This is a genomic window from Pseudoxanthomonas sp. G3, assembly GCF_057654715.1.
Genome location: NZ_CM172805.1, coordinates 2009751 through 2021921, shown reverse-complemented (window position 1 = coordinate 2021921; position 12171 = coordinate 2009751). Strand labels below are relative to the sequence as shown.

Genomic DNA, 12171 nt, shown 5'->3' with positions numbered 1-12171 from the left:
ACTAAGCTGTCCGCGCCTCGATGGTGACATGCACGATTTCTTCGTGAATGGCCAAGGCATCCTTGAAATGATCCGGATGCACCGTCTCTACGGTTACCACCTCGGCCACGCAAGCGAACTTTCCACGGCCGACCTGCCAAACGTGCAGATCACTGATACGGGCCGGCACCTGTCCATTCTCGATGGCTTCCCGGATCTCCTCCACGACGGGGGCGTCCATTTGTGCATCAAGCAAGACCTTGCCGGTTTCTCGGATGAGGCCCCAAGCCCAGATGGAAACCAATGCTGCGCCCACCAGACCAATGACCGGATCGAGCCAGGCAGCCCCGAAGTACATGCCGCCTAGCAGCGCGATGATCGCTAACACCGAGGTTGCGGCATCAGCAATCACATGCAGGTACGCCGAGCGCTGATTCAGGTCGTGATGGGTGGTGTGAGCATGACCATGGTGCTGCTCATGATCATGATGTTGGTGGTGATCATCGTGACCGTGACCATGGCTGTGATCGTGATGATCCCGAAGCCACCAGGCGCAGAGCAGATTTACCGCCAACCCCACAACAGCAATGACGATAGCCTGTTCGTAGTGGATGGTGCTGGGATGGAATAGGCGGTCGACGGACTGGTACGCCATCAGTGCTGCCACGCCCATCAGCAGAATTGCACTGGTGTATCCCCCCAATATCTCAATCTTCCATGTGCCAAATGCAAAACGTCGATCTTGCGCAAAGCGACGCGCGCAAGCATAGGCAAACACCGACAATCCCAGTGCTAGTGCATGTGAACTCATGTGCCAGCCGTCGGCCAGCACGGCCATCGAGTTGTACCACCAGCCTCCGGTGATCTCCACGACCATCATCACCAGGGTCAGGATCATGGCCCGGCGGGTATTGCGCTCGGCCAGCGGATTGCCTTGATCGAAGGCATGGGAGTGGCGCCGGGCGGCGGCGAGGGCGTCAAGGTTCATAGCGGGGACGGCTCAGATTGATATATACCCCTATAGGGTATATGATCTCTCACCATGGCGCATACCCATCGAGATAAAAAGAAGCTGCTTGCCCGCGTTCGCCGTATTGGCGGGCAGGTTGCGGCCCTTGAGCGGGCGTTGGAATCGGAAGGCGACTGCGCCGATATCCTGGTCCAGATCGCCGCAGCCAAGGGCGCCATGCACGCCTTGATGATGGAAGTGCTGGCTGGCCACCTAAGCGAGCATGTGGTTGCTGCCGAGACCGAGGCCGAGCGGGCCAAGGAAGCCGGCGCCATTATGGATTTGTTGGCCCGTTACGCCCGCTGACATGGGCTGTCGAGGTTTAGGTAACGCTAACTAGACACGTCGTTCTTTCACCCTTTAGGCTAATGAAGTGAAACGGCTTTCTGCCCGCGCCAAGAATGTTCTGCATGCCAGCATGTTGTTGCTGTTGGTGTTGGGACTTTTCGTGCGGCCGATACTGAATCTGGTTGGCGAGATTCACGGAGCCACGCATGTGGCGGCGGCAGCCGAGCACGGGCACAGCCATTGGGGGAATGATCACACTGCTGGTCACGATCAGGACCACGCCTCCGGTAGCCACGGGTTGCTGCACCAGGCTGACTCCAGCTCAACCTCGGGAATGCCGGTGAGTTTCGGTTTGCCTGAGGTGGAAGTTGCGGTTTCCCAAGCGTTGCATTGGGCCGCGACATGCTCGCTCCCCCAGCGACTTTCCTCACCTTTTAGACCTCCGATTGCCTGATGACAGGGCCGGCCGCCTTTAGCGCGGCCTGAGTACGTCTGTCCATCAACCAATCGGAGATTTTCCGTGAACTTGCGTTATGCATGGGTTCTGGCCTTGGCCGGAGCCTGTGGTGTCGTGCCATGGGCACACGCCACTGAACCTCTGCGCCTGCAGGAGGCGGTTTCCCGCGCCTTAGGTGCAAATCCTGCCTTGGCGGCTGAAGCCGCCCAACTTGATGCCATCAGAGCCCGCGCTGAGCGCGAGGGCTTGGCTCCGCAGTATTTCATTGTCGGCGAACTGGAAAACGTGGCCGGTACCGGCGCAGTGAGCGGCGTAACGGGGGCCGAAAGCACGCTCCGTGTCGGCCGCTTGATCGAGTTGGGTGGCAAGCGCGCCGCACGCCAGGCCCTGGGTGCGGCGGAAATCGATCAGCAACAAACCGCGGCCGATGCCACGCGTATCGAACTGGCCAGTCGCACCGCGGCGCGCTTCATCGAAGTCGCCGTGGATCAGCAACGCCTGGACTTTGCCAACGAACGCGTTCGCCAGGCCGAGCGTACGCGCCGCGAGGTGGCCGGCTGGGTCTCGGCCGCGCGCAATCCCGAATCGGATCTGCGTGCGGCAGAAATCGTCGTGGCCAACGCCGAGTTGGATCGTGAGCATGCCGAGCACGAGCTCAGCAGCGCACGCACCACCTTGGCCGCGAGCTGGGGCGACTCGATCCCCGACTTCGACACGGTGGCGGCCGATCTGACCGATCTGCCCGAGGTCGAGCCGCTGGACACGCTGCTGGCCCGCTTGCCCAACACGATCGATCAGCAAGCCTTCTCGCGTGAGGCCCGTTTGGCCGAAGCGCGACGCCGGATCGCCGAGGCGGCGCGCAAACCCGATCTGAACTTCAACGTCGGGGTGCGTCGTCTGGAAGGGCCCAGCGATCAAGGTCTGGTGATGTCGGTGTCCGTACCGTTGGGCAGCCGCACGCGGGCGGGGTACTCCATCGCAGAGGCAGACGCGCAACTGGCGGCCATCGAAGCACGCCGCAAGGCCGAGCAGTTCGAGCGCCATCAGCTGGTCTTCGAGAAGTACCAGGAACTGGGCCACGCCCGCACCGAAGTGGAGTCCTTGCGCGGACGCGTGGTGCCCAAAGCCGAGCAAGCCCTGGCCTTCACCCGGCGCGGCTTCGAAGCAGGTCGGTTCTCGTTCCTCTCGCTCTCCCAGGCGCAGACCACGCTCTTTGAACTGCGCGAGCGCCTCGTCGAGGCCTATGCGCGCTACCACACCTTGCTGGTGGAGCTCGATCGGCTCACCGCAACCACCCAGGACACCCTTCCATGAGTCGTCATCTCACTCTCTTGCTGTTGCCTTTGCTGTTGGTGGCGTGCGGCGGTGGACCGGCATCCCAGGCCGGTGAAGCCGCCGCTGAAGCGGCCCCGGCCAGCGGCGACTACGAGCGTGGCCCCAATCGCGGCCGCATGCTGCGCGATGGGGATTTCGCCATCGAAGTCACCATCTTCGAAACCAACGTCCCGCCGCAGTTCCGCCTGTATGCCTACGAGGACGGCAAGCCGGTCAATGCCAGCGAAGTGATTCCCACCGTCACGCTCAAGCGACTGGACGGGGAAACCAACGTGTTCACCTTCAAGCCGGAAGGCCAGTACCTGACCGGCAGCGGCCAGGTGACCGAGCCGCATTCCTTCGATGTGGAAGTCAAAGCCCAGTACGCGGGGAAAACCCATACCTGGACCTACGACTCCTATGAAGGCCGCACGACGATCCCGGCCCAGGCCGCCAAAGCCGGCGGCGTGGTGGTCGAGAACGCGGGGCCGGCCGCGATCCGCGAGACCATCCAGGTGATGGGCAACGTGGCCGTGGATGACAACCGGCGCGCGCAGGTCAAGGCACGCTTCCCCGGCATCGTGCGCTCGGTCCAGGTCCAGCAGGGTGATCGCGTCAGGCGCGGCCAGACGTTGGTCACGGTCGAGGGCAACGACAGCATGCGCACCTACGCGGTCACCGCACCCTTCGATGGCATCGTGCTGCAACGCCCGACCAACGTGGGTGATGTGGCCGATACCAACACGCTGGTGGAGATCGCCAACATGTCGGATGTGTGGGTGGATCTGCGGGCCATCGGCCCGGATGCGGAGAAGATCATGCCCGGCCAGGCGGTCAAAGTGTCCTCGGCCACCGGCGGTACCAGTGCCGAAGGCACGATCGAGACGCTGCTGCCACTGGCCTCCGGTCAGACGGTGGTGGCACGCGTGACCCTGCCCAATACCGAAGGGCGCTGGCGCCCGGGCATGGCGGTCTCGGCCGAGGTGACCGTGGCCTCGCGCGAGGTCCCGCTGGCAGTCAAAGAGTCGGGCCTTCAACGCTTTCGCGACTTCACCGTGGTCTTTGCCCAGGTAGGGGAGACCTACGAGGTTCGCATGCTCGAATTGGGCGCGCGCGATGGTGAGTTTGTCGAAGTGCTTGAGGGGCTGAAGCCCAACACGTCCTACGTCAGCGAGCAGAGCTTTCTGATCAAGGCCGACGTCGACAAGTCTGGCGCCAGCCACGACCACTGAGGACAGGACAATGCTAGAACGTGTCATAAGAGCTGCGATCGCGCATCGCTGGCTGGTCCTACTGCTGGTATTGGCGGTCAGTGCTCTTGGCGTCTGGAACTATGGGCGCCTGCCCATCGACGCCGTGCCTGACATCACCAATGTGCAGGTCCAAGTAAACAGTGAGGCGCCCGGCTACTCACCGCTGGAAGCCGAGCAACGGGTAACGTTTCCAGTTGAAACCGCTTTGGCCGGCATGGCCGGCATGCAGTACACCCGCTCGATCTCCCGCTACGGCTTGTCCCAGGTAACGGTGGTGTTCGAAGACGGCACCAACATCTACTTCGCCCGACAGCAGGTCAGCGAACGGCTCCAACAAGCCGCCTCGCAATTGCCCGCTGACGTGAAGCCCACTCTTGGTCCGGTCGCAACCGGTCTAGGGGAGATCTTCATGTACACGGTCGAGGCCCAGCCGGGTGCGAAGAAGGATGACGGTACCGAATGGACCCCGACCGATCTGCGTACGCTGCAGGACTGGGTCATTCGCCCGCAGTTGCGCAACCTAAAGGGTGTCACCGAGGTCAATACGATCGGTGGCAACGTCCAGCAGTTCCACATCACGCCCGACCCCGCAAAATTGGTGGCCTTCGATCTGACCATCAACGACCTGCTTAGGGCGGTAGAGCGCAACAATGCGAGTACCGGCGCGGGCTACATTGAGCGGGGCGGTGAGCAGAACCTGATCCGCATCCCCGGCCAGATCAGTGATGAGCAGGGCTTGCGGCAAGTTGTCGTGGCTACACGCGATGGACTGCCTTTGCGCGTGCAGGACGTGGCTGAGGTAAACATCGGCTCGGAACTGCGCACCGGTGCGGCGACCAAAGACGGCCATGAGGTCGTGCTAGGCACGGTATTCATGCTGGTGGGCGAGAACAGCCGTGAGGTGGCCTTGCGTGCGGGTGACAAGCTTAAGCAGATCGAGGTCGGCCTGCCGAAGGGCGTGACTGTAAAAGCGATCTACGATCGCACCAACCTGGTCGATCGCAGTATCGCTACCGTGCAGAAGAACCTGCTCGAAGGCGCGCTTCTGGTTATCGCGGTGCTGTTTCTGCTGCTGGGCAATATCCGGGCCGCCCTGATCACCGCGGCGGTTATTCCGGTGGCGATGCTGCTGACGATCACTGGCATGGTTCAGAACCGTGTCTCGGCCAACCTGATGAGTCTGGGTGCGCTCGACTTCGGCCTGATCGTCGATGGCGCGGTCATCATCGTGGAAAACTGCTTGCGTCGCTTCGGCGAGCGGCAACACCAGTTGGGTCGTCTTCTCACCCGTGAGGAGCGTTTCGATCTGGCCGCAGTGGCCAGCGCCGAAGTCATCAAGCCGAGCCTGTTCGGCTTGTTCATCATCGCGGCGGTGTACCTGCCGATCTTCGCGCTGACCGGTGTGGAGGGTAAGACGTTCCATCCGATGGCGATCACGGTAGTGATGGCATTGACGGCGGCGATGGCCTTGTCGCTGACCTTCGTTCCGGCGGCGGTGGCCCAATTTGTCACCGGCAAGGTCGAGGAGAAAGAAACCAAGATCATGCGCGGCATGTCGCGTCTTTATGGCCCCATGCTGGAAAAGGCACTGGCCATGAGGGTAGCGGTGGTTTCGGCGGCCGCGGTGCTAGTGGTGCTGTGTGGTGCGCTTGCTACGCGACTGGGCACGGAGTTCATTCCGAACCTAGATGAGGGTGATATCGCCCTGCATGCGCTGCGTATTCCTGGCACCAGCCTGACCCAGGCCATTGGCATGCAGGAACAACTGGAGACCGCCATCAAGGCGTTTCCTGAGGTCGATAAGGTGGTCGCCAAGCTCGGTACAGCTGAGGTAGCCACTGACCCGATGCCGCCCTCGGTGGCGGACACCTTCATCATGATCAAGGATCGCAGCGAATGGCCAGATCCGCGCAAACCCAAGGCAGAGCTCGTCGCTGAGTTGGAGAAGGCCGTTCGCGCCATCCCCGGCAACAACTATGAGTTCACCCAGCCGGTCCAGATGCGCATGAACGAGCTAATCGCCGGGGTCCGCGCGGAAGTGGCGATCAAGGTCTTCGGCGACGACATGGAGCAGCTGGAAGCCATCGGGTCTCAGGTCGAAGCCGTGGCCAGCCGGATCGAAGGCAATGCCGACGTGAAACTGGAACAGGTCACCGGTCTGCCGTTGTTGGTCATTGATCCGGACCGTGCCGCCCTGGCGCGCTATGGATTGGCCGTGGCGGACATCCAGGACACGGTAGCCGCTGCACTGGGTGGAGCCACCGCAGGCCAGCTGTTCCAGGGCGATCGACGTTTTGACATCGTCGTGCGACTGCCCGAAGGCAAGCGTCAGGATCTGAAGGTGCTGGCTGCCTTGCCGATCATGGTGCCGGCACAGCGCGATGCGAGCACCCAAGGTATGGCGTTGCCGTCTTCGGTTCCGCTGGGCGCGGTGGCCAAGATCGCCATAGAGCTGGGACCCAACCAGGTCAGTCGCGAGAACGGCAAGCGCCGCGTGGTGATCACCTCCAACGTGCGTGGTCGTGACTTGGGTTCCTTTGTCGAGGAGCTGCGCGGCAAGGTGGCCAGCGAGGTGGAACTGCCCGAGGGGTATTGGATCGAGTACGGCGGCACCTTCGAGCAGTTGATCTCGGCGAGCGAGCGTCTGACGGTCGTGGTTCCGGTGGTGCTGGTCATGATCTTCGGCCTGCTGTTCATGGCCTTTGGATCGGGCAAGGACTCGGCCATCGTCTTCAGCGGTGTACCGCTGGCGTTGACCGGTGGGGTGCTGGCACTGGTGCTGCGCGGGATTCCGTTCTCCATCTCGGCAGGCGTGGGCTTTATCGCCCTGTCCGGTGTGGCGGTGCTCAATGGCCTGGTGATGATCACCTTCATCCGCAAGTTGCGCGAGGACGGCAAGTCCTTGCACGAGGCGGTGGTCGAGGGTGCGTTGACGCGCTTGCGGCCGGTGTTGATGACCGCGCTGGTGGCCAGCTTGGGCTTCGTGCCGATGGCGCTCAACGTGGGCACCGGTGCCGAGGTGCAGCGTCCGCTGGCCACGGTGGTCATCGGCGGCATCATCTCGTCCACCTTGCTCACCTTGCTGGTCCTGCCGGCGTTGTACCGCATGGTCCATCGCAAGGAAGAGCCGCGCGCCGAGGCGCCGCCGAAAGTCGAGCACGTTCCGAGGGCCCCGTAATCCAGTGGGGTGGGGCGCGCGTGCGCTCCACCCCCTCCTGATCCCTTCCCCATATCTATAGATGCGAATGAACTCACTTCTCTACAAACCCTCCGGATGGGGCGGCATGATCTCCGCCTCCACCACGCGCACGCTGGTTCTGTTGGCAGGCCTGCTGCTGTTGTTGTTCACCGCCAACGGCGCCCTTGCCCATGCCGTAGCCGAAGGCGATAAGGGCTACATCCAGGAAATCAGCGGGGTGCACCTGCTGTCGTTTGCCTACCTGGGCGCCAAGCACATGGCCACCGGGTACGACCACATCCTGTTCCTTCTTGGCGTGATCTTCTTCCTGTACCGCATGAAGCAGATCGCCTTGTACGTCACGCTGTTCGCGGTGGGTCACTCCACCACGATGCTGTTGGGCGTGTACTTCAACGTGGGCATCAACAGCCTCCTGATCGACGCGATCATCGGCCTGTCGGTGGTCTACAAGGCGCTGGACAACATGGGCGCCTATCAACGCTGGCTGGGTTTCCAGCCCAACACCAAGGCGGCCACGTTGATCTTCGGTCTGTTCCACGGCTTTGGCCTGTCGACCAAGATCATCGAGTACGACATCTCCCCCGATGGCCTGGTGCCCAACCTGCTGGCCTTCAACGTCGGCGTGGAAATCGGCCAGCTGCTGGCCCTGGGCGCGATCCTGATCGTGATGGGTTACTGGCGCCGCTCGCGCGGCTTCTGGAAGCACGCCTACACCGCCAACGTCGCGATGATGTGCGCCGGTTTCATCCTGATCGGCACGCAGCTCACTGGCTACTTCGTTTCCTAATTCAAGACATTGCGAGAACACACCATGTACAACAGCAAGCCTCTCAACACCGATCTGCCGTCCTCGCGCCAGTTGCTGCGCTCGACCATCATCGCCTTCATCGTCGCGGTGGTGCTGCTGGTCACCGTCGTGCTGCCTTCCGAGTACGCCATCGATCCGACCGGCATTGGTCGCATGCTTGGGTTGACCGAAATGGGCGAGATCAAAGGCCAGTTGGCCGAAGAAGCCGCCGCCGATGCCGCACGCGATGCGGCCGCGGTCGCGGCTGCGGCACGCGCGCCGGTGTCATCGGCCGCCTCATCCGCAAGCCCGGCCGCACCGGCCACGCCGGCCGTGGACACCACGCAATGGCGCGATGAGATGCAAGTGGAGCTGGCACCGGGGCAGGGCGCCGAGGTCAAATTGGCGATGACGGCCGGTCAAAAGGCGAACTTCGCCTGGACCGCGCAGGGCGGTGTCGTGAACTTCGACACCCATGGCGATGGCGGTACCGGCGGCGAATCGACCAGCTACGAAAAAGGACGCGGCGTGGCCGCCGACGACGGCGTGCTGGAAGCGGCCTTCAACGGTAACCATGGCTGGTTCTGGCGTAACCGCAGCGAGACCGAGGTGACGATCACCCTGCGTACGGCCGGCGACTACGCCCAGATCAAGCGCGTGATGTAACCCCGTGGCGGCCAGGCGCTTGTAACGGGCCGTGGCATGGCCTCGACCCACCGTCGCGAGCCTGGATCCTCGCGACACCTACTCATCCTCGGCCAAAGGTCGATCACGAAGGAATTGAAATGAAAGCTCGCTCACTGTCCATTGCAGGCCTGGTTGCGCTATCGCTTGTCTCGCTGTCCGCCTTGGCGCACCCCGGAGCCCACGACGAAGAGAAAGAGATTCCCATGACCTGTGAGGATCTGAAGGACACCAAGCGTTTCACCGACGACTCGGCGTATCCGGAAGTCAAAGCTCTCAAGGAAAAATGTGGCGCGCAGGGCAATCCGGTCAAGGCCGAGGAGGCTAAGAAGCCGGCCCCGGAAGCTAAGAAGACCAACTGATCGCCCACGGGCCCTTGGTGGTCAGTTCGACTGACCGCTGAGGGCCCACTCTATCGTTCAGAGGTGGCCCGAGCGGTCATCTGGCTGAAACAACGGGTTGAAATACTTCCTATATTCCGGAACTATAGAAGTATGGATACACCCCAGACCGTTCAAGCGCTTCGTGCGCTCGCGCACGACCATCGGCTTGCCGCCTACCGCGCTCTTGTACAAGCCGGCCCCGGCGGTATGGCGGTTGGCGAGCTGCGCGATCAACTCGACTTGCCGCCTGCGACGCTGACGGCCCATCTGAACCAGTTACGTGCCGCAGGGCTTGTCACCGACGAGCGAGAAGGACGGGTCATCCGGATACGTGCCGACTATGACCGCATGAACGGTCTGATCGGCTTCCTGACGGAGAACTGCTGCGGCGGGAAGTCCTGCGTGCCGGCAGTCAAGAAGAAGCTCCGCTGATCCGCACTCCAGAGATACGACATGACTAACAAGACCTACAACGTACTGTTCCTGTGCACCGGCAACTCCGCACGCAGCATCATGGCCGAGGCGATCCTCAACGTGCTGGGCCACGGCCGGTTCAAGGCCTATAGCGCCGGCAGCCATCCCAGCGGCCACGTCCAGCCAATGGCGCGGGAGCTTGCCCAGGCCATCGGCTATGACGCCAGCCAGGTGCGCAGCAAGAACTGGGACGAGTTCGCGGGGGAGGGTGCGCCCGAGATGGACATCGTCATCACGGTTTGCGACAACGCCGCTGGTGAGGCGTGCCCCGTATGGCTGGGTCATCCTGCACTCGCGCACTGGGGTGTGCCCGACCCGGTAGCCGCCACGGGCGTTGAAGAAGATCGCCGTCGAGCCTATACGGCAGCATTCGCAACACTGCGCCGTCGTATCGAGCTACTGCTGTCCCTGCCGCTGCAAAGCCTCGACCGGTTGGCAGCACAAGCAAAGCTTGGCGAGATCGGACGCGTCGGCGCTGAATGATCCGCCAGCGTCTCCTTGCCGAGTTCTTGGCGACGGGCCTGCTGCTGGTGACAGTAGTGGGCTCGGGGATCATGGCTGAGCGTCTTGCGGGCGGAAACGACGCCGTCGCCTTGCTAGCAAATACCCTGGCGACCGTTGGCGGACTCTACGTTCTCATTGAGGTGTTTGGCCCGATCAGTGGTGCGCACATGAACCCCGCGGTCAGTGCCGTGATGGCTGCGCGTGGCGAACTGTCCAAAGCCCTATTGCCGGCATACATCCTGGTCCAGCTCATGGGCGCGGTGAGCGGTGCTTTGTTGGCGAACGCCATGTTCGATCTTCCGATGCTGGAGTTCTCCGCGAAGGTGCGGACCGGCGCGGGTCAATGGCTGGGCGAGATCGTTGCGACAGCGGGTTTGCTGCTGGTGGTGCTGCGGGCACCTGCATCCCGTGTAGCCGTGATGGTGGCTGCGTATATCGGTGCGGCCTATTGGTTCACTTCCTCTACTTCATTCGCGAATCCTGCAGCCGCCTTCGGCCGCATGTTCAGTGACAGCTTCGCCGGCATTTCGCCCGACGACGTGCCTGCCTTCGTTGTGGCGCAGGCCATTGGGGCTGCTCTGGGTGCCATGATCCACAAGCTACTTGGAAAGCCTCATGTCTAATCCTGGCGATCTGCCCAACATCTCGGCCGAGCTGTTCCATGTTCCCCAGGTTGACCGCCTATTCCTGACCGCACGTGCTACGCATGGCCCGCGGATTCTTCTGCTCTACGGATCGCTGAGGAAGAGGTCATACAGCAAGTTGCTCGCGCTGGAGGCGGCCCGACTACTGCAGGCGATGGGGGCCGAGACCCGGCTCTTCGATCCGACAGGTCTGCCGCTTCCAGATGCAGAGCCCGACACACATCCGAAAGTGCAGGAACTGCGGCAACTGGTGCAGTGGTCGGAGGGCATGGTCTGGAGCTCGCCCGAGCGACACGGCTCCATGAGCGGCATCATGAAGGCGCAGATCGACTGGATTCCGTTGTCTCAAGGCTCCGTGCGGCCAACTCAGGGCAAGACGCTGGCCGTCATGCAAGTCTCTGGCGGTTCGCAGTCATTCAATGCGGTGAACCAGCTCCGCGTGCTTGGACGTTGGATGCGCATGATCACGATCCCCAACCAGTCCTCCGTCGCAAAGGCATTCAATGAGTTCGATGAAGATGGACGCATGAAGCCCTCTGCGTTCTACGACCGCGTCGTGGACGTCATGGAAGAGCTCTTGAAATTCACACTACTGACCCGGGATGTCTCGCCCTACCTAGTCGATCGCTATAGCGAACGGAAGGAAAGCGCTGAAGAGCTTGCCAAGCGGGTCAGCCTTCGCGCCATCTAGGTGTGGAAGTGGTCCGTCCATCTTTCTGGCCAGCTCCCTACGTCCGCTTCCGGTCGAGAGTAGAAATCCGCTACAAAGTCAGACTTTGGAACGTTGCATTGGCTGGCGTAGCGTCGAAAGAATCGTGCACTCGGCCCGCTGTCCCCCGTGGCAACTGATGATGACACGCTCAAGTTCATCGGCCATCCGACGAAGATCTTCCTGGCGCGCACGAACATCGGCCAGATGTGTACGCGCCAGGCGATCGACGTCGTCGCAGGACAAACGCTCATCGCTGGCCAGTTGCAGGAGGCTGCGGATCTCTTCCAGACTGAAGCCCAGATCCCGCCCTCGCGCGATGAACCGCAGGCGCTCGATATCGGCGCTCGTATAAACCCTATAACCACTGTCCGTGCGGGTGGGGTGGGGCAGCAGCCCGATCTTCTCGTAGTAGCGGATGGTTTCAAGGTGGCATCCGCTGGCTTCGGCAGCCTGACTGATCTTCATGGAAGGATCGCTTGACTCT

Annotated in this window: 13 protein-coding genes; 11 read left to right on the top strand and 2 right to left on the bottom strand. The window is 62.1% G+C overall.

Annotated features, from left to right (window positions below; genetic code table 11):
- Position 1 precedes the first annotated feature (1 nt).
- Positions 2–967, bottom strand: a complete 966-nt coding sequence (gene dmeF, locus AC23D6_RS09655) for a CDF family Co(II)/Ni(II) efflux transporter DmeF (RefSeq protein WP_487752530.1) — start codon at positions 965–967, stop codon at positions 2–4.
- A 54-nt stretch (positions 968–1021) separates the two neighbouring features.
- Here dmeF and AC23D6_RS09650 point away from each other — a divergent pair, with 54 nt between their 5' ends.
- From AC23D6_RS09650 to arsH, 11 genes are all read left to right on the top strand, one after another.
- A complete protein-coding gene (locus AC23D6_RS09650; RefSeq protein ID WP_317718888.1) occupies positions 1022–1294 on the top strand; it encodes a metal/formaldehyde-sensitive transcriptional repressor in 273 nt (90 codons plus the stop codon).
- Between the two features lie 502 nt (positions 1295–1796).
- Positions 1797–3047 carry a TolC family protein gene (locus tag AC23D6_RS09645; protein ID WP_487752529.1) on the top strand — a complete coding sequence of 417 codons (1251 nt, stop codon included), beginning with the start codon at positions 1797–1799 and terminating at the stop codon, positions 3045–3047.
- Entirely contained in the window at positions 3044–4279 is a 1236-nt protein-coding gene (locus AC23D6_RS09640; RefSeq protein WP_487752528.1) for an efflux RND transporter periplasmic adaptor subunit, read from the top strand. The genes AC23D6_RS09645 and AC23D6_RS09640 overlap by 4 nt, the downstream gene beginning before the upstream one ends.
- A gap of 10 nt (positions 4280–4289) precedes the next feature.
- Positions 4290–7478, top strand: coding sequence for an efflux RND transporter permease subunit (locus AC23D6_RS09635; RefSeq protein ID WP_487752527.1), 3189 nt, complete (start codon positions 4290–4292; stop codon positions 7476–7478).
- Positions 7479–7584: 106 nt separating this feature from the next.
- Positions 7585–8286 (top strand): HupE/UreJ family protein, encoded by a 702-nt coding sequence (locus tag AC23D6_RS09630; RefSeq protein ID WP_487752526.1) that lies wholly within the window; start codon positions 7585–7587, stop codon positions 8284–8286.
- A gap of 24 nt (positions 8287–8310) precedes the next feature.
- Positions 8311–8952, top strand: a complete 642-nt coding sequence (locus AC23D6_RS09625) for a transmembrane anchor protein (protein WP_487752525.1) — start codon at positions 8311–8313, stop codon at positions 8950–8952.
- A gap of 119 nt (positions 8953–9071) precedes the next feature.
- Entirely contained in the window at positions 9072–9332 is a 261-nt protein-coding gene (locus tag AC23D6_RS09620; protein WP_487752524.1) for a hypothetical protein, read from the top strand.
- Between the two features lie 132 nt (positions 9333–9464).
- Complete coding sequence (locus AC23D6_RS09615) at positions 9465–9785, top strand: ArsR/SmtB family transcription factor (RefSeq protein WP_296281706.1); 321 nt, start codon at positions 9465–9467, stop codon at positions 9783–9785.
- Positions 9786–9806: 21 nt separating this feature from the next.
- Positions 9807–10310, top strand: coding sequence for an arsenate reductase ArsC (locus AC23D6_RS09610; RefSeq protein WP_487752523.1), 504 nt, complete (start codon positions 9807–9809; stop codon positions 10308–10310).
- Positions 10307–10954, top strand: a complete 648-nt coding sequence (locus AC23D6_RS09605) for an aquaporin (protein WP_487752522.1) — start codon at positions 10307–10309, stop codon at positions 10952–10954. The genes AC23D6_RS09610 and AC23D6_RS09605 overlap by 4 nt, the downstream gene beginning before the upstream one ends.
- The gene (gene arsH / locus AC23D6_RS09600; RefSeq protein ID WP_487752521.1) at positions 10947–11666 is read left to right on the top strand and encodes an arsenical resistance protein ArsH; all 720 of its coding nucleotides are present in this window, start codon (positions 10947–10949) and stop codon (positions 11664–11666) included. The genes AC23D6_RS09605 and arsH overlap by 8 nt, the downstream gene beginning before the upstream one ends.
- A 78-nt stretch (positions 11667–11744) precedes the next feature.
- On the opposite strand, the gene AC23D6_RS09595 is transcribed toward arsH, so the two are convergent.
- Complete coding sequence (locus AC23D6_RS09595) at positions 11745–12152, bottom strand: MerR family transcriptional regulator (RefSeq protein WP_487752520.1); 408 nt, start codon at positions 12150–12152, stop codon at positions 11745–11747.
- Positions 12153–12171: the final 19 nt, after the last annotated feature.